Here is an 18,447-nt window from a genome sequence, read left to right as displayed (position 1 = left end):
TCTCACCAAGATCTGGTGAGGGCTTATTTTTTAACTAAATTGAACTGAGCTACCACGATCACAAAGAGCGTTGCGATCCCCATTAAAGCTATCATCACAGTAAATAACATGTTATACGATGAATTATCCACGATCAAGCCACCAGCTAAGGGGCCGATCGCCCGACCTAAAGCGGCAAAAACACTGACTGCGCCTTGATATTTGCCCTTTTCACTTAAAGTACTCAAGTTATCAACAACAGCTGGGATCGTTGGAAAAGTCAAGATCTCTCCCAAAGTCACGATCACCATCGTTAAGATAAAGTGTGGATAATCGGTAGCAAATAATAATGTAAAAAAGCCAAGGACAAATAGGGCTGACCCTAAATAAAGCTTATAGATCAGCTTTATCTTTAAAATATCATCCAATAGCTTATTTAGTATCGGCTGACCACAAACGATCACGAGCCCATTGATCGTCCACAAGAAGCCATAACTCTTAACAGAGATCCCCAATGATTCCATGTAGATCGACAAATTGCTCTGCCATTGCGAATATCCGGTCTCGATCGCAAAAAAGAGAATTAAGATCGCCAAGATGACCCAGACATAGCGCAGTGGCGTCTTATCATGACCTTTTTTAGCCACCTGTTCTTTGACCAATGCTGCTTTTGGCACATAATAATGACGGTAGACCACGAGCCAAAAGAAAGCAAATAAGATAAAGTTGATGATAAAGATCCATTCGATACTTATCTCGACGAGCATTCCAACCAGTAACGTTCCGATCACGACACCGACATTTTGCATGAAATATAACATATTAAAAACTTGGCGTGAGCTTTTTTCTTTGATCCCAGTGGCTAATGAGTTTTCGATCGTGATCGCGATCCCCCCACCAAAGTTATCCAAAAGTAATAACACCGCAAATATAGGCCAGCCATTGAAAAAGATCAATAAAAAGACTGCTAACGTCGATAAAAAGATCGCTCCTAGCAACCAACGACGGGCATTTTTACGATCTTTATCATACATCTGCCCACCTAAATAACTACCAACGATCAGCGCTAATGAGTTGATAAAGAGCACTGTCCCAGCTGTAGTCAGACTTTGGCCAAGATAGTTGTGCATGTAGATCGTAGTCAGTGGCCACAATAAACTACTGCCGACCGAAACGATAAAACTTCCACATAATAACCAGCTTAATTTTAATTCCTTTTTAGCCATAAATTCCCCCTAAAATAGCAAAAAAGAGACCGTACAAGACAGCCTCTTTTCGATTCAAAAGTCTAAGCCTTATTACTTAGACCACTTATTAGTCTTTTACTACGTTAGCAGCTTGTGGTCCGCGTTCGCTTTCTTCAACATCGAAAGTTACGTGTTGGCCTTCATCTAAAGTCTTGAAGCCTTCACCTTGGATAGCTGAGAAGTGTACGAATACGTCGCTACCATCTTCGCGTGTGATAAAGCCAAAACCTTTATCTGCGTTAAACCATTTAACTGTTCCTTGTTCCATAATAATTGAACTCCTCCTTGCGCCGATCACGGCACATTAAAAATATATTGTAATTCCTCTAATCAGCGCATAATGGAGAAAGTTATCAAAGATAAATCCTAGCCACAATAGCCTATACAGAAATACGACTATAATTATAGCACACGATTTTTTTTAATGATACTAAAAAGACTTATTTGACAAAAATATAATGTGCAGCCTTATAACCAATACTTGTTTCTTGCCCATTTTGGGTAAAGCGTAAACGGATCGGGCCTTCAAACGGTGCATGTTCCAACACCTCTAAAGTGTCTCCGATCTTAATATCGATGTCATCTAAGTAAGTCAAAAGATCATGATTATCGGTAAAACGATCGACTGTGATCGTATCACCTGCTTTAGCTTCAGATAATGTCAAGTGACTTTCTTCTTCATAGTGTCCGAGTTTATCGGGGATCACCCCACCATGCGGACAATATTTAGGATGGTCCAAAAATGCTTCCAGATGATCCATCAAGTTATCACTGGTCACATGTTCCAAAACTTCGGCATCACTATGCACATCTTGTAACTTATAATTTAGCTTCTCTACTAAAAAAGTCTCCCATAAGCGGTGGCGTCTAACCAATTTTTCAGCTACCTTTACACCTTCATCAGTCAAAGAGATCCCGGCATAAGGAGCATGTGTTGCTAGCCCTTCTTTCACTAGCTTATTGACCATTTCCGTCACCGAACCAGCCGCAATATTTAAACTCATCGCGATCTGTTTATTTGAGACTTTCTTTTCTCTTCCGCCTAATTCAAATATTATTTTTAGATAGTCTTCTTTTTTCGGTGTCATTTCAAGTACCTCGAAACACTTTATTTATTCCAAATAGAACTTACTTATCTATTATAACAGAACTTTGGTAAATTACAGGCTTTCAGACTGCTAGTTTCCAAATTCTTTAGCGATGACTAAGCGCATATCCTGTGGAAGCGAACTAGAAAATTCTAGATATTTACCTGTAAATGGATCAGTAAAACCCAGTTTACCGGCATGCAAGGCTTGGCGCATGATCAGATCGCATTTTCCACCGTAAAGTCGATCTCCTAAAAGCGGATGTCCATGTTCACTAAAATGGACTCGGATCTGATGCGTTCTACCTGTGTGCAGTTTGACTTGAACAAGCGATACTGATGCTGAACTTTTTTCAAGCCAGTATTCACTTTTAGCAAAACGCCCACTAGGATCGATCTGATATCTGATCTCATCAGCAACACGAGCGATCGGTCCTTCAATAAAGCCATGCTCTTGTTTGACCTTTCCATGAACTAAGGCAAAATAACGCTTATCCATTCGATGAGAGCTAACTTGGCTAGCGATCTGCGCTTGAGCAAAGCTGTGCTTAGCAAACAAGACTAAGCCACTAGTAAACCGATCTAAGCGCGTAATGATCCGCGGAGCTTTAGTCAATGAATTTTGTTGGATAAGATAGCCCTTGACGCGATTGACCAACGTATCTTTTTGATCACTTGGACCAGGAACACTCGTCAGACCGGCTGGCTTATCAACTACCAACCAAAATTCATCTTCATAGACGACTTTTATTGGTCCATAACTGACCATAACATTTTCTTCATTAGCATCTGGTGGTAACTCAAGGGTCACTGTCGTTGGTTTTTGCAATAAAACAGTGAGTTTAGTTATTTTACCGTCAAGCATAACTCTCCCATGTCCTTTTTTAAGCTTGCCATATAACCGCTGGCTGACTCCTTGCTTATGTAAAAAATGTTTCAACGTTTGTGGTTTTTCATCTTCTTTTTGCCAGGTGATTTTCATTTGATCCCTCTTTCTAACGCCAATAGATCATTATCAAAATGTCAAAGATCATCACAAAAAGTAGCAATAATAGCATAGCTTTGAGCCAAAAATCTTGTGCAACGATCAATGGTGCTAATAAATTACCCAAACAGTACCAAGTGACCCCAAGTAAGATAATTATCATTTCAGCATAATTTCGTTTAGGCAACATCTTTGTCCCCCCTTGCCTTTAAAGCGATAACACATCCACATCTTTACTATACCAACTAGACTTATCAGGTGCAATCACTTGTATGAATTGTAAGTTGATTTATAGTAAAATGTAAACTAGTTTACTAATATTACGAGAGAAGTGAATTTTTGTGACACACCTTACCTATAAAAAATACCGTCCCTTATATGCAACGATCTATCTAGTGGTCTTCATCATTTTAGCAACTTTGGTCAAACTAAAGTCACCACTCATCACTAGCTTTGATACTGCTATCCAAAAGCTCCTCTTGCCGATAACTACTCCGGATATGACCGCTTTAGTCGATAAAATAACTTTCTTAGGTGGACCAGAGATGTCATTTGTCTACTGTTTATTGCTTTGCCTGATCGTTTACTTGCTTCATGATACATCTGATGCATTGTGGGCTTTAAGTACTGTTGTTTGTTGCAATTTGATCAACTGGATCGTAAAAAATGTTGTAGCTCGGATGCGCCCAAGTGATCGTCTAGTTGAGATCAGTGGCTATAGTTTTCCCAGTGGTCATACTTTTGGAACTGCTCTATTTGTATTGTTAGTCTTCTTTTTATTTTTACCACATATCCAAACAAAGGGGCTAAAAACTTTACTGCATATAGTTGGGGTCCTTTGGATCATCATTATCGCTTTGACGCGGATCTATCTTCATGTTCACTATCCGACCGATACGATCGCAAGTATTTTTTTAGTCGGTTTTTTGTTTGAATGTTCTTTGATCATCACTGATAATTATCAGCGCCAAAAGAAAGCTTAAAAAGGTTTGGTCAGAGCGACCAAACCTTTTTTACACTCTAGCATTTAATTTATCAGCATCGATCAGATCAGGACTATCAGGCATGCGACTTTTTAGGCCCCAATAATAAAAGACTAGGCTCACACCAATTATGATAAAGAAATCATAGGGATATTTGATCCAATCTTGCCCGTTAAAACCTTTGCTCCCTGCATAAGACATCACCGACAAAAAGACCAAATGCGCTAAGAGCCAGCCACCACTTTTTAGCTGGTGTTTCCATGAGATCTGACCATTTTTGTGATCATAATACATATACAACGGTAAGCCCAATAAGATCGCAAAAATAACTTGAACTGTCGTCGGCCACATTGCCCAATAGATCGCTAAACTTGCGATCACAAATGTCACTGGTGCGATCACTGGCATCCATTTAGACTGCACTGGTCGTGTATAATTTGGCCGCAGCTTACGAAATGACATCACGGTCACTGGTCCAGTAGCATAAGCGATCAAGGTCGCTGTTGCCATCACACTGGCTAGTAAGCTCCAATCACGAAAGACCATAACTAACAAAGCACCCACTGCAAAATTTGCTAAATAAGCAAAACGTGGATTGCCATAAGTACTATCAACTTCGCCTAACCACTTTGGGATCCGGCGATTCAAAGTCATTGCCGCTAAAGTTCGACCTGAAGTAGCTGCAAATGAGACCCCTGTGCCAAAAGGTGAAACAAACGCATCTAAATACAAGAGGACAGCTAGCCAATGAATCCCAAGTAAGATAGCGATATCAGCAAAAGGCGAATCAAAATTCAAACCACTCCAACCATATTTTGCCAATTGAGTTGGAGTGATCGCGCCGATATAAGCGATCTGTAACAGGATATAGATGATCGTTGCAACTGTTAATGAGATCGTGATCGCCCGAAAAATATTTTTTTGTGGATCTTTGATCTCACCTCCAATGTTGATCACCGTTTGAAAAGCATTATACGATAAAATGATCCCCGAAACTGTAGTCGCTTCAAAGACAGGACTTGAACCATTTGGCATAAATTCATGCCATGTGCTCCCAAAGTTTTCTACATAAAAACCTGAACTCACTAGTAAAATGATCGTCAATAAGGGGATCGCGATCTTAAAGACCGAGATCAAATTCGTAAAGCGCGTTAAAACACTGACTGACCAAAAGTTCAATAAGGTAAAGACGACCATAAACAAAAAGACTACGATCAAGCCCTTACCCGTGATCTGACCGTTTTGCATAAAATCATTGGTCCAATTAGCCCATTTCCAAGGCCACGTACTCATATATTGGACTGCAGCGACTGCTTCGATCGGGATCAAAGCTACTAACGATAGCCAATTAGCCCAAGAAGCGATAAACCCCACCAAAGGCCCATGGCTATACTGCGGATAGCGACTCATTCCTCCACTTTCAGGCAACATAACACCTAATTCGATGTAATTAAAAGCCACGATCCCGATCACGACCGCTCCAATAACCCAGGAAATAACAGCCGCTGGACCAGCCACACTAGCCGCCTCACTTGAGCCAAAAAGCCAGCCCGATCCGATCAAAGAACTAAGCGCTAACATAGTAGCTGAAAATAAACTTATACTTCTTTTTTGCACGAATTGCACCTCAAATAAAATCAAGTGCAAAGTGGTACTTTGCACTTGTGGATATCATTATGTTATCATTTATTAGAATGTTGCGCAATTTTTCTTTGGTATGCATTAAAAACAACTGAGTTTTCTACTTGCTAGCTCAACTACTCTTTTTCTGACTATATGCTCCATAACTCGTAGCCAATACTACAAACACACAAAACCCCTAAACTGATGATACCTAGCTTAGGGGCTTACTTTATTCAAAACTATTCTTGTTGCTCAATTCATTGAACCAGTGTCCTGACTTTTTCAATGTTTTGATCTGAGTATGGATATCATCGCGGATCAAACCATAGCGATTACGGTACGCATTCTTCCACGACCAACAATCGATCCCTGTCCAAACAAAATAACCATGACAGTTAGAACCTGCCTTTATCCCACGATGCAAAGCTTTGAGATGCTTTTTCATAAACTCGATCCGATAATCATCACAAACCATCCCTTTTGCATCCATGAAACGCTCTTCACCTGAGACACCCATCCCATTTTCAGAAACGAACCATTCGATATTGTGGTAGTTATCACGGATATTTACCGCAATATCGTATAAAGCTTCTGGATAGATCTCCCACCCTTTATCGACATTCATCACTCTACCAGGCATCTCATACTCATCAAAGTAAATATCTGGCATCCAAGGCTGTAAGCTGTCTGGCGAAACAGCGGGGGCTTTGACTCTAAATGGATGATAGAAATTGACGCCTAAGACATCAACGGTCTGTTCTTTTAATAACTGTAACTCGGCTGGCGTTTGTTCCCATAAGACACCATCACGCTCTAAGATCTCAACTAATTTTTGCGGATAGTGTCCTAAAACAGCTGGTTCTAAAAACATCTTATTGGCCCAAAGTTCAGCAAACTCAGCAGCCTCTTTATCAGCCAGACTATCACTAGCTGGATAGGCTGGTGTCAGATTCAGGATCGTCCCGATCTTTTTAGACTCATCTTGTCCATAAAGTTCACGGAAAGCCTTGATCGCTTTGGCCGAAGCTAAGTTCAAGTTGTAAGCTACTTGAACTGCCAACGGGCCATCGACTTTTAGCGGATAGTGGAATTGATAGAGATATCCCCCATCTAAGATCACTTTAGGTTCGTTAAAAGTAAACCAATGATCGACCCGATCGCCGTAAAGTTCAAAACACTTCTTGGCAAAGCCACAAAAGAGATCGGTCACATGCTTAGACTCAAAGCCACCGTATTTATGCTGTAGTTCAACTGGCATATCAAAATGACACAAATTGATATATGGTGTGATATCGTTAGCCAACATGGCATCGATCACACGGCTATAAAAGTCAGCCCCTTTTGGATCGACTTCACAAGTTTCAAAGTCCGCGATCAAACGGCTCCATTGGATCGAAGTTCGTAAAGCTTTGATCCCAGCTTGATGCATCAGCTTTAAATCGTTTTCATAATCATTGTAAAAATTAGACGTCGTATCTGGGCCTACCCCAGCATAAAATTCATCTGGTGCTTGCGTATACCAATAGTCAAAAACATTTTGATGGCGTTTTTTAAAATTACCTTCTGATTGCGGACCAGATGTTGCTGCTCCCCAAACGAAATTCTTTGGAAATGTATACATCGTTTTCATGCCTCCATTTTGTGTTCAAAATTGATCGCAGCGCCTAAAAGATTTGCCTGCTCATGATATTTGCAAACTGTTATTTCAGGCAATACTTCAGCGATCTCAACGTGTTCTTTGATCTTAGCTAAGTGTGCGCGTAGCATCGGTAAAAGTTGTTCATTTTTCGAGATCGCGCCTCCGATAATGAAAAGCTCTGGGTCAAAACTATACTGCAGATCATAGATCAAAGTCGCTAATGTCTGCATTGCTTGCTTGACTTCGGCTTTAGCTAGCTCATCACCAGCTAAAGCTTTTTTGAAGACTTCTTTACCACTGCTATTTTGTCTTGTTTTAGCATTGTAGCGCTTGGCTAAACTAACGGGCGAAACTGCTTGACTGACAGTCATTTCTTGTCCGAGCAGTAAGTAACCGACCTCACCTGCCAAGAGATGGGCACCGTGACAGATGCGTTTATTTTCAACCAAAGCACCACCAACACCAGTCCCGATCACTAAAAAGATCGCATCTTTGACATCTTTGCCCGCTCCATCGACCATTTCAGCTAAAGCCGCACAATTGGCATCATTTTCTAAACTGACCGGTAAGCCAAAACGCTTTTCCAATTCGGCTTGGATCTTAAAATTGTGGATATAGGGTAATGCACTTGCTCCTTTTATCACACCGCTTTTTTGGTCGACTGCTCCCGGGCTGCTGATCGCAATTCCTTTTATCGGGTATTGTTTTTTTAATGTCTCAACGACAGCTTCCAAGCAAGTATAAAATTCGGCTAACGTTTTAGGTGTTGGCTTTGCTGGCAAAACTTCTAAATTTGGACCTTGTTTTAACCCAAATTTGATCGTCGTGCCACCAATATCGATCAAGATCAAGTTCTCCATGGCACCCTCCTAATTGTATATACTTTTATCTCTAGTAAAAAAGGTGCGCTGTATGCTTGGCGCACCTTTTTAATTATTTACCTGCTTTATCTAAGCGTTTGTAGACGGCAATGATCTCTTTTGCTAGATCAACAAATGTGATCCCTGTCATCAAATGATCCTGTGCGTGGACCATATATAGATCGATCTCAGTGTGTTCACCTTGAGCTTCTTTGGTCAACATATCAGTCTGTACATTATGTGCATCCACGATCGCTTGATTTGCGTCTTTGATCTTTTCTTCAGCCAAAGAAAAATCACCGTTTTTAGCAGCCGTGATCGCTTCGACGGCACAGTTTTTCGCATTGCCACCCGCCATGATCAGTCCCATGACGATCTGCATTCTTTCATCTGTCATCTTGCACTATCCTCTATCCCATAATTTTTTCGGCTTCATCAAGCACGTTTTTACCGTTCATCATGCCATAATCTGTCATATTGATAACTTCCATTGGCACGCCAGCAGCATCACATTTCTTTTGGACATCAGCTTTCATATATGCCACTTGTGGTCCTAACATCAATACATCTGGCTTTTTAGTTTCAAATTGATGATCGATATCAGCTACTGATTTAGCAAAGATCTCATAGTCTTTCCCACGATCCTTTGCTTCTTCTTGCATTTTTGCAACTAACATTGAAGTTGACATACCTGCTGAGCAGGCTAACATAATAATTTTTTCAGCCATTTTGATTCATCCTTTTCTTAAATAATTATTTTGTTTCATTTGCTGCTTCTTGTTGACAGAGATATTTATCGTACTTCTTAGCAAATGGCCAGTACATCGCAACTGAGATCAATAAGACGATCGCTTGCCATAATGCCATCTTCCAGCCCCCGATCAAGAAACCTGAAATGATCGGTGGTGTCGTCCATGGTGCAGCAGCCCCAGTTGGTGGAACTAAGCCAAAGTAGATCACCAAATAAGTCGAAAGTGCAACGACAACTGGTGTCATGAAAAATGGGATCGCTAACCATGGATTCATGACCAACGGGATCCCAAACAAGAAGGGTTCGTTGATGTTAAAAATACCTGGTACAGCTTCAACTTTACCTAGTGACTTGAATTGGACTGATTTGGCTGCTGTCAAGGTAAAGACAAGCAACCCGATCGTGATCCCAGAACCAGTTAAGTTGATAAAGTTGTTGTAAAATTCGTTTGTTACGATATGAGCACCATTTTGCATGGTCAATTCGCCCTTAGCCAGTAAAGCAGCGTTATCAGCAGTATTTGGTAGTAAGAAGGCACCACCGATACCACCCATGATCAAACCACCGTGGACCCCAAAGAACCAGAAGAACACGACCATGAAGGCTAAGATCAACGCACCACCAAGTGAGTCAGAAAGCCCTTGCAAAGGAGCTTGTAAAACATCGTAGATCCATTGCAACATATCGGTGTTGAACACTTTAGCAAAGAATGCATAGATCAACATCGAAACTGTGATGATCACACCAGATGGGATCATTGCTGAGAACTGGTTAGCTACGTTAGCTGGTACTTGTTCTGGCAAGGTGATCTTCCAACCAGCCTTAGCCATCGCAGTATAACTCCAACCAACTAAAAGACCGACAATGATCGCTGCGATCATCCCTTGACCACCTAACCAAGTCATGTTGATCGCACCAGTCACAGGTGAGGTCAAATAATTTTGGATGATCTGTGGTAACTTATCGATCTGTTCAGCAACTTGTGTACCGGTATAAACGACTTTGCCAGCAGCATTTGTGATCCCAGCACCATCTTTACCCATTGCTGAAACTAAGGGACTGTTAACGACTAAATTTTGTAATAACAAGAAAACTGAGAGGGCTGTTAGGCCACAAGGTAGAGCTTCTTGTTTTTCATTTCTTGCATACACATAAGCGATCCCAATTACTGTCCAAATCGAAATAATGGCAAATGTTGTTTGATATGCTTGGTTAAAGAAGACTGACCAGCCAATATCTTTGAACCATTCTTGTACCGCTGGGATCGGGAAGGAATTCAAGATCAAAAAGATCGATCCGATAATGATAAATGGTAAAGCATAGACCATACCATCTTTTAAGGCTACGATCGCCTTTGTATTCACAAATTTCATGATCGGAGGTAATATCTTAGCATTGATGAATGCCCCAAATGAGCTTTGCTTTTGTTCTGCCATCTGTTTCATCTCCATATTCTTTTAGTTTATATTAACCGTTTACAAAAGCATACACGCATCATGGGCGCCCAAAATGCAAAATACATTTTTTGTAACCGCTTAATCATCTTTTTACACATTTAGTATATATTCTCTTTTAGAATTAGTCAACTCATATACTTAAAAAGTATATACTAAATAAAAAATAGAGTTACAAAAAATATTTTAACTAATTTTGTTATATCACAAGGTCCGATCAATAACAATCAATATACTCAAAAGTGTTCTTGAAATTCAGCGCACAAAAAAGGCCGTCCGACGACGACCCTTACTTATATTCTTCGGCGAGTTCAGAGACCGATTTTTGTTCATCACGCGCCTGCAAGATCACTTTGATGACTTGCTTATCATCTAGATCAGTAACATTGACTCCATTTTTTTGGAGTTCTACTTTTGCCTGCTTGAGTTGAGCTTTTGAAATGTTATTTTGTTGAGCTAATTGAGCAGCACTCAACTCATCTTCCACGGGTGGTTGGATATTATAGCCCAACGCCCGTAGTTCTGCATCATTTGAGCGTTTTAATGCCTGCGCTTTTTGGTAAATATCATCATAGTAATTGTCTTTAATGCTACCATAACCTAAGATCACCGCAAGTTGAGTATTAGATGACGTATATTCGTAGTTTTTAGCTAATGAATCAGCTCTAGCATAGATCTGTTCAAAACTCTTTAATTGGGCGATCACTTCCTTAAGCTCCATCTGCTTTTCAGAAGCTCGCTTGACCAAAATACCTAGACCAAAATTTTTAGACGCAACTTGCTGAAAACTTGTCCGGGCTTTGCTGTATTGTTTATCTTCGATCTGATCGAGCCCTTGTTCATAGCATTTAGTTTGTTCGAGGTAGACCTTAGCCGTTTTGGCATTAGGCTTTTTCTTCAACGCATCTTGAAAGGAGATCTTGGCGGCAGAATAATTGCCATCATTAACATAGGCTTGCCCCAATTCCAGAGCTGACTTATAACTTTTAGCGGTCTCAACTCTTTTAGTCACACCATAGCCCACAAAGATGAACGCTAAAAAAAGGCCGATCACAGTCCACCATAACCATCTTTTCATCATTTCGCCTCCTATCCCGTTTATTATAGCATTTATCGGCTATTTTGACTGGAAGTTTTCCCCTGCTAGCCACGTTTCAACTAAACTGATCCAACTTTGAACAGCTGGTTCAATATAGTTGGCTTTTTTAGCGGTTTGTTTTGTCCCTAGACTAAGGCCATGACGTCCATATGGATAAAGATGCATTTCAAAAGCGACATCATGTTTACGCAAAGCTTGTGCAAATAATAAACTATTTTCTACTGGGACACTTTGATCAGCGACCGTATGCCAGATAAATGTTGGAGGTGTAGCGGCTGTGACGCGCTTTTCTAATGATAAGAATTCACGAAGCTTTAGATCTTCACCGACTAAGTTATCAAATGAACCTCTATGGCTAAATTCACCTGCTGTGATCACGGGATAACACAAGATCATCCCATTTGGTTTGATCATGTCTTTTACATAACCATGATCAATAAAAAGTCCATTTGTCCATAAAGTCCCCAAACTCGCTACTAAATGCCCACCAGCAGACATCCCCAAAATAATGATCTTATCCGGGTCAAGATCGAATTTTTTAGCATGCGAACGCACATAGCGGACACTTTCAGCTAATTCAAGCAAAGCCACCGGGTAACGCACTGGGGCACAGCTGTACCGTAAAACAAAAGCTGCTAGATCCATCCCTAAAAATTTGAAAGCCACTGCCTCAGCTTCACGATCACTTGTCATCCGATAAGCTCCACCAGGACAGATGATCACGGCTGGACGCTTACGTTTAAGGTCGATCTCAGGGGAATTATCGGGAACATAACCCGTCAATGTAGCTGTTGTTGATAGGGGTGTCGTCATTTTCTTTGTAAAGAATTTCATTTTATTCACCTCAAAAAAAGACCATCACCCTTTGGCAACAGTCTAAACTTTCATAATTACACTGGTAATACTAAAGCTAATAATGCAACTGCGATCAAACCAAAAACGACTGAAAGTCCCATTGAACGTGAGCGGTAAGCGACACCGATCACGATAACAGTTGCAAAGATCTTGGCTAGATAGCCTAAACCAACAAAAGAGTAATCCTTTGTATTGATAAAAATATCTTTAACGACCAAAGCCGTAAATAAAGATACCGGCACATATTTCATCCACTCATTGAACCATTGTGGGATCTCACGGGTAGAGAAGATACGCAACGGAATGAAACGGGGCAAAAATGCCACCACCATTGATAATAGGACTAAAATCAAATGATCCATACTCGACATATGCATAACTATTCTCCTGACTTGCTGATGACTTTGCGACTTGCTTTAGGCTTGATCTTTTTGAGTAAGAAGCCTTTTGCATGCCCGTGCTTGACTAAATAATCTTCGACCATAAATCCGACCAATGAAGCAAGCAATGTTGCCACCACAAGTCCCATCGTACTCTTGATCAAGACCATTGCGATGATCGCCAAAACAGCTGACAAAAGACTGATAAAGATCGTTAAAACATTCTTGATCTGCATGACGATCATGTATAAGAAAAGTGCCGTCAAAGCAAAATCAACGATGTCCAAATTGATGTTGATCATATTACCGATCAAACTACCGACTAAGTTAGCACCTGTCCAGAAAAGTAATGAATAATGTTCGACCATAAGTGCATCTTTAGGTGTCCAACCCTTATCTGTCGCAAATTTCAAGTAGTTGACAGCATAGTTCTCATCATTTAACGAAGCTGCAAAAAGATAGAGGAACTTTTTGCTCGTCCCCCGCATATATTGCGATAAACTCGAACCAAGTAAGGCATAGCGTAACTCGAGAAAGAACAACATGATCAAGATAGTATGCATTGGGGCATTTGCCACCAACATTGAGGCGATCATAAACTGCGCCCCACCAGAAAAGACCAACAACGAGACCAACGTTGTTAAGATCCAGCTAAATCCAGCTGCATGCAGTAAGATCCCACATGCTAACCCGATCGGAATGTAACTCAAACATAATGGCATTGAGATATCCAGGACCTCACGCCAACGTGGTTTTACATTTTCCAATTCAATTGCCTCCAGTGAAATTTAGTGACCCAAGCCACCAAAAGAATATGAAGTGCCAAAAACACTCCATGTATATAGATAAAAAACTCCCTGTAATTTTGATTATAACACATTATTGTTAATGACAAAAACCATGGCTAAGTCACTTTTAGAGTTAATTTTTTGTATACAAAAAAGGCACCCCTTATCAATTCTAGGGCGTACCTCTCACACTAACCGATAATGATTTTCTCAGTCGGCATCTTATAACTCAGATCACGATCACGCTTTCTGATAAAGAACATCAAAGTATACAACATCCCGATCCGGCCGACAAACATCAAGACCATGATCACGACCTTACCAACTGTCGACAAGCTATCCGTGATCCCAAGCGATAGCCCTGTCGTCCCAAAGGCTGAAGCCACTTCAAAGACTAATGACAATAAGGGAGCATCCTCAGTGGCTGAGAGGATAAAGACAGCTGAAATACACAACAATGTCGATAAGCTTACGACCACGATCGCTTTTTGGATATCTTCGCGACTGATCCGCCGATTGAAGATATTGATGTTATTGCGCCCACGAATAAATGAATACAGATATAGGATAAAGATCCCGATCGTCGTGGTCCGCACTCCACCACCGACAGAACTTGGGCTAGCCCCGATAAACATCAACAGTGCCAATAAAAGTAAGGTCGTGTGATTAAAATCACTCATGCTGTTGATCTGAAGCCCCGCATTTCGCGAGGAAACACTGTAAAACATGGCTGACATAAAATTATGAACACTGTCTGATCGCAGATGTAAGCCTCCATTTTCTGAAAGATAGAGCAAAACTGTTCCTGCGATCGTAAAGATAGCTGCAAAAAAGACCGCTAACTTACAAAAGAGGGAAAATCTAAACTTACGCAACCCGCGATAACGCAATTTATAGAAAAACCAAGCTTCGATCTCAGTCAAAACAGGATATCCGATACTACCGATGATCACTAAGACCATAATGATCACTAAAAAACCATAGTCTTGACTAAAAGGTGCGATCGAATCACCAGTAACATCAAAACCTGCATTGGTCACCGCACTGATCGAGATGTACATCCCATGGAAAAGAGCAGCGGAAAAACTATCATAGACGTGACGCCACATGAAATACAGGGAAAACAACAGTCCAAAGACTAATTGGACCATGATCATCAATCCAAAGACCGAAGTCACTAATTTGACCATCCCACTTAAGCGCGGTTGGTTCATATCAAATTGGATCAGCTGACGTTGATGTAACCCGATGCGTCGACCCGTCAAGACCATCGCAACGGTGGCCAACATCGTGACCCCAAAGCCCCCAACTTGGAACAGGACTTCTAGCAAGATGACACCATACTCATTATAGACTTGGTCAATCGGAAAAGTCGACAGACCCGTCACACTGATCGTCGAGATCGCCATGAACAAATTATCTAAGATCGTCGTTTCTGGTGCATCAGGCAACTTGATCCATGGTAAACACAATAGACCAAAAGTAATGATCGTCGCGATGCCGTAATATGCAACTAACAATTGGATCGGGGTCGCTTCACGATACTTGGCCCTGATCTTTTTCTTTAACCTATAAAACATTTTTAAACTATCCTAACTTGGCGATCTATTTGATCACCTGCATTTTTGAATAACTGATCACGATCTTTTGTTTCAACTCGATCGCCGTAACTGTATTCTCAAATTCAGGGTCAAAGATGATGATCGCCGAATTACGCAACTGCTTTTCGACGGTCCCCTTGTAGTGATGGCGCTGATAAACAAACTCGACATGGGTCCCAGGGACAAACGGCTTACCTTTAGCTGAAATTTCGATCTTCTTTTCTTCATTTCGCCGTGGCTTTCTTTTTTCCATCTTTTTCATCTCCCTTACTTAAATACGTCTCCATTATAACGCAGATCCAACTTGATTTAAGAGATGAGATCCCCTATCAAACATCTTTTCTGAGCATCGTCAATGATTGGCGTAAGGAAGCCCAGATCCCTTTTTGATTGTAGACTAATACATTTACTCGATACATTCTAGCAGAAAAGGCAGCTAAGACCAAGGTGCTCAAGACTAAAATAACCAGGGAAATACTTGCACCCATGATCCCTGCTGTTCCATTGGCTAAAACGATCGGCATCAAGATCATGGAGAAAAATGGAATATAGCTACAGATCGTCACGATAAAGTTGCTTGGATCATTTGTAGCAACGACTAAGCCTAGCATGTAACCTGCCATCACCAAATACGTTACTGGCATGATCGCTTTTGGTGCATCCTCGGCCCGATTGACCAAAGAACCACACAAAGCAGCTAAGACCGCATAAAAGAGGGCACCAGCCAGAATAAAGAAGATCAACAAGATGATAAAACTCGGTTCGATCCCGGTGAAATTTAAATTAGCTAACATTTCATTTAGGCTACTGCTATCACGCATGACAAAGGCTCCAACTCCGAGCAAGAGCCCCGTTGCTACCAATTGAGTCAAAGTGGCTAAGATCACCCCTAATAATTTACCGTAGAAATGTGTCTTAGCATTTGTACTGGATAAGATGACTTCCATGATCCGCATTCCTTTTTCACCCGCGATCTCTTGAGCAATCAAACTCGCATAGGTCAAAACTAAAAAGAACGTGAAGATACAAGCTGCATAACTCAAGGCAAATTTGACCCCTGAGCTATCATTTGACGTCTTGACTTTGCCATCATCAGTAAAGAAGATCTCTTTACCTTCAAGCTTAGCTGGTTGCAATAGTTCGAAAACTTGGTCTTGTGTCAACTTATATTCACCTGCTTTAAGCGAGGTCTGTAAGCCATTTAGTCCCTGTTGGAGATTAGCCATCGTAGCATCGTCGGGGACATTTTCGCCATAGACAGTGCTGGTCAACTTACCATTTTTTTGAGTCAAGACTAAGTAATGATCTAACTTTTCAGCTTGTACCTGCTTTTGAGCCTCCTTGACTGAATCCACCTGTTTTAACTTCAGATCAGGCAATTTTTGTTGCACTAAAGCTTTGGCTAAAACTGGTTGATCGGAATAGATCCCGATCTTAGTCGTCTCTTGTCCGCTATCCATGATCGCACCGATCAAAAAGCCGACCAATACCACGATAAATGGCATAAATACCCCGATCAAAAAACTCGGTGATTTGACCGTTTTACGATATACATCACTTGCGATCACCCATAATTTCTCAAAATTCATCTTTTTCACCCGCCTTTAGTTTGAAGATCTCTTCTAGTGTCAACGTTTCTTGGCTAAAGGTCGGGATATATCCATCCTTTGTTGCCAGTTCAAACAATTTTCGTCCAGCTGCTGGGTCAGACAAAGTTATCTCTAACCTTCGTCTACTCTCTTTGACATCCACTACCCCTAAGACCGCTTGAACCTCAGCTTTAGTCAATGGTGATTCCAAAAAGACTTTGATCTTACCAAACGAATCTTTGATGTCTTGAACTTTGCCCGCCAAAACTTGCCGACCATCTTTGATCATCACTAGGCGATCACAGATCTGTTCTACATTTGCCATGTTATGACTTGAAAAGATCACACAAGAACCTTGTTTGCGCAAAGCGATGATCGCATCCTGCATGATCTGAGCATTGACAGGATCTAGCCCACTAAAAGGTTCATCTAAAATGACTAATTTGGGCTCATGGATCAAAGTGGTGATCAACTGGACTTTTTGTTGATTTCCCTTGGATAAAGATTTGATCTTATCAGTCTTTTTACCTTTAACTTGCAAATGCTCCATCCAATAATCGAGTTTTCCTTTGATCTCACGTGGTGTTTTTCCACGTAATTTCCCAAAGTACATGACTTGTTGTTCGATCGTTTCTTTAGGATAAAGGCCCCGTTCTTCGGGCAAATAACCGATCAGATCTTTTTGTTTTTCACCGATCTTTTCGCCATTCCAGAGAACTTTCCCTGCTGTTGGTTGCATCAAGCCCAACAACATCCGAAAAGTCGTCGTCTTGCCCGAACCATTTTGACCCACAAGCCCCAAGATCTCACCGTCTTTTATCTCAAAAGACAGATCTTGTACGGCTTTTAGAGTGCCAAAGTTTTTAGCTAAGTGTTCCACCGATAACATTTATTCCACCTCAGTTTCTTTGTCGTACCATCTGAAAATATTTTTCCAGATAGATCTTATGTGCAGCTGCAATGATAATATTGTACAACATGACCTTTTGCTCGGAACGCTCCCCCGTTTCAAAACTCAACGCTTGCTCTTCAAAGACTGCGAGCAATGTCTGTTCCAACTCTTCACGAAAATACGTGTATGCGGTTTGGATCGGATACGTCTCGCGTTGTACTTTGACAAGCAATTTTAAATCATCTAAGGCTAAGACCGTCTTAGAAATGGTGATAAAAAAAAGATAAGCGATCTGCTCGCGCGAATATTGTTTCTTTTCTGGTCGAGCGATCATTTTTTTCTTAACATAATTGCTGATCATTGATGGGGTCAGTTCACTACCTAAAAGTGGTTCTAGATACTTGTTGATAAATGTAGCTGTCTGTTCCAAATAAAGTCCCACATCAGGTATCTCTTCAAAAGTAGGAAGTTTAAAGTAAGTAGCATTCTCCTGTTGTAAAATTTTTTTCATTGTTTACATCCTTTCCTAAATTATAGCTTATCCTTTCTTGTTCACGCTATCAATATCTTTTGACAAATCGATAACATCTGTTTATACTCAAATATACCATAAGTTTTTTAAAAACCGATAAAAA

The 18,447-nt window shown here is 40.8% G+C and carries 21 protein-coding genes; 1 reads left to right on the top strand and 20 read right to left on the bottom strand.

What is annotated here, in order from left to right; translation table 11 throughout:
• Positions 1-23: 23 nt before the first annotated feature.
• The 5 genes from Q9Q35_RS02375 to Q9Q35_RS02355 all read right to left on the bottom strand — a co-directional run bounded on the left by Q9Q35_RS02375 (position 24) and on the right by Q9Q35_RS02355 (position 3,488).
• Positions 24-1,205 carry an MFS transporter gene (locus tag Q9Q35_RS02375; RefSeq protein ID WP_304651961.1) on the bottom strand — a complete coding sequence of 394 codons (1,182 nt, stop codon included), beginning with the start codon at positions 1,203-1,205 and terminating at the stop codon, positions 24-26.
• Between the two features lie 88 nt (positions 1,206-1,293).
• Positions 1,294-1,494 carry a cold-shock protein gene (locus tag Q9Q35_RS02370; RefSeq protein ID WP_004050761.1) on the bottom strand — a complete coding sequence of 67 codons (201 nt, stop codon included), beginning with the start codon at positions 1,492-1,494 and terminating at the stop codon, positions 1,294-1,296.
• Positions 1,495-1,666: 172 nt separating this feature from the next.
• On the bottom strand, positions 1,667-2,314 hold the full coding sequence (locus tag Q9Q35_RS02365; protein ID WP_304651960.1) for a metal-dependent transcriptional regulator: 648 nt from the start codon (positions 2,312-2,314) through the stop codon (positions 1,667-1,669).
• A gap of 90 nt (positions 2,315-2,404) precedes the next feature.
• The gene (locus Q9Q35_RS02360) at positions 2,405-3,295 is read right to left on the bottom strand and encodes an RluA family pseudouridine synthase (RefSeq protein ID WP_304651959.1); all 891 of its coding nucleotides are present in this window, start codon (positions 3,293-3,295) and stop codon (positions 2,405-2,407) included.
• A 13-nt stretch (positions 3,296-3,308) separates the two neighbouring features.
• Positions 3,309-3,488, bottom strand: a complete 180-nt coding sequence (locus tag Q9Q35_RS02355; protein WP_304651958.1) for a hypothetical protein — start codon at positions 3,486-3,488, stop codon at positions 3,309-3,311.
• A 151-nt stretch (positions 3,489-3,639) separates the two neighbouring features.
• Between Q9Q35_RS02355 and Q9Q35_RS02350 the strand changes: the two genes are divergently transcribed.
• A complete protein-coding gene (locus Q9Q35_RS02350; RefSeq protein WP_304651957.1) occupies positions 3,640-4,281 on the top strand; it encodes a phosphatase PAP2 family protein in 642 nt (213 codons plus the stop codon).
• Positions 4,282-4,311: 30 nt separating this feature from the next.
• On the opposite strand, the gene Q9Q35_RS02345 is transcribed toward Q9Q35_RS02350, so the two are convergent.
• The 15 genes from Q9Q35_RS02345 to Q9Q35_RS02275 form a co-directional block, all read right to left on the bottom strand.
• Positions 4,312-5,898 (bottom strand): APC family permease, encoded by a 1,587-nt coding sequence (locus Q9Q35_RS02345; protein WP_304651956.1) that lies wholly within the window; start codon positions 5,896-5,898, stop codon positions 4,312-4,314.
• Between the two features lie 235 nt (positions 5,899-6,133).
• Positions 6,134-7,525 (bottom strand): glycoside hydrolase family 1 protein, encoded by a 1,392-nt coding sequence (locus Q9Q35_RS02340; protein ID WP_304651955.1) that lies wholly within the window; start codon positions 7,523-7,525, stop codon positions 6,134-6,136.
• Positions 7,526-7,530: 5 nt separating this feature from the next.
• Positions 7,531-8,403, bottom strand: a complete 873-nt coding sequence (locus tag Q9Q35_RS02335) for an ROK family protein (RefSeq protein WP_304651954.1) — start codon at positions 8,401-8,403, stop codon at positions 7,531-7,533.
• Positions 8,404-8,476: 73 nt separating this feature from the next.
• Positions 8,477-8,800, bottom strand: a complete 324-nt coding sequence (locus tag Q9Q35_RS02330; protein WP_304651953.1) for a PTS lactose/cellobiose transporter subunit IIA — start codon at positions 8,798-8,800, stop codon at positions 8,477-8,479.
• A 13-nt stretch (positions 8,801-8,813) separates the two neighbouring features.
• Positions 8,814-9,131 (bottom strand): PTS sugar transporter subunit IIB, encoded by a 318-nt coding sequence (locus Q9Q35_RS02325; protein WP_304651952.1) that lies wholly within the window; start codon positions 9,129-9,131, stop codon positions 8,814-8,816.
• Between the two features lie 25 nt (positions 9,132-9,156).
• Positions 9,157-10,590, bottom strand: coding sequence for a PTS sugar transporter subunit IIC (locus tag Q9Q35_RS02320; RefSeq protein ID WP_304651951.1), 1,434 nt, complete (start codon positions 10,588-10,590; stop codon positions 9,157-9,159).
• 307 nt (positions 10,591-10,897) lie between these two features.
• Positions 10,898-11,686 (bottom strand): tol-pal system YbgF family protein, encoded by a 789-nt coding sequence (locus Q9Q35_RS02315; RefSeq protein WP_304651950.1) that lies wholly within the window; start codon positions 11,684-11,686, stop codon positions 10,898-10,900.
• Between the two features lie 39 nt (positions 11,687-11,725).
• Positions 11,726-12,541, bottom strand: a complete 816-nt coding sequence (locus tag Q9Q35_RS02310) for an alpha/beta hydrolase (protein ID WP_304651949.1) — start codon at positions 12,539-12,541, stop codon at positions 11,726-11,728.
• 56 nt (positions 12,542-12,597) lie between these two features.
• Complete coding sequence (locus Q9Q35_RS02305) at positions 12,598-12,939, bottom strand: AzlD domain-containing protein (protein WP_304651948.1); 342 nt, start codon at positions 12,937-12,939, stop codon at positions 12,598-12,600.
• Positions 12,940-12,941: 2 nt separating this feature from the next.
• Positions 12,942-13,709 carry an AzlC family ABC transporter permease gene (locus tag Q9Q35_RS02300; RefSeq protein ID WP_304651947.1) on the bottom strand — a complete coding sequence of 256 codons (768 nt, stop codon included), beginning with the start codon at positions 13,707-13,709 and terminating at the stop codon, positions 12,942-12,944.
• A 212-nt stretch (positions 13,710-13,921) separates the two neighbouring features.
• Entirely contained in the window at positions 13,922-15,310 is a 1,389-nt protein-coding gene (locus tag Q9Q35_RS02295) for a TrkH family potassium uptake protein (protein WP_304651946.1), read from the bottom strand.
• Positions 15,311-15,335: 25 nt separating this feature from the next.
• Positions 15,336-15,584, bottom strand: coding sequence for a hypothetical protein (locus Q9Q35_RS02290; protein ID WP_304651945.1), 249 nt, complete (start codon positions 15,582-15,584; stop codon positions 15,336-15,338).
• 76 nt (positions 15,585-15,660) lie between these two features.
• Positions 15,661-16,920 carry an ABC transporter permease gene (locus tag Q9Q35_RS02285; protein WP_304651944.1) on the bottom strand — a complete coding sequence of 420 codons (1,260 nt, stop codon included), beginning with the start codon at positions 16,918-16,920 and terminating at the stop codon, positions 15,661-15,663.
• Positions 16,910-17,809 carry an ABC transporter ATP-binding protein gene (locus Q9Q35_RS02280; protein WP_304651943.1) on the bottom strand — a complete coding sequence of 300 codons (900 nt, stop codon included), beginning with the start codon at positions 17,807-17,809 and terminating at the stop codon, positions 16,910-16,912. Before Q9Q35_RS02280 ends, Q9Q35_RS02285 begins: the two co-directional genes overlap by 11 nt.
• Before the next feature lie 10 nt (positions 17,810-17,819).
• Positions 17,820-18,323 carry a DUF1836 domain-containing protein gene (locus Q9Q35_RS02275; protein ID WP_304651942.1) on the bottom strand — a complete coding sequence of 168 codons (504 nt, stop codon included), beginning with the start codon at positions 18,321-18,323 and terminating at the stop codon, positions 17,820-17,822.
• Positions 18,324-18,447: the final 124 nt, after the last annotated feature.

The sequence above is a fragment of the uncultured Ligilactobacillus sp. genome, assembly GCF_948826705.1.
Lineage (GTDB): Bacteria > Bacillota > Bacilli > Lactobacillales > Lactobacillaceae > Ligilactobacillus.
Note: the sequence above shows the minus strand (reverse complement) of the source record. Positions and strands in the feature narration are given on the sequence as shown.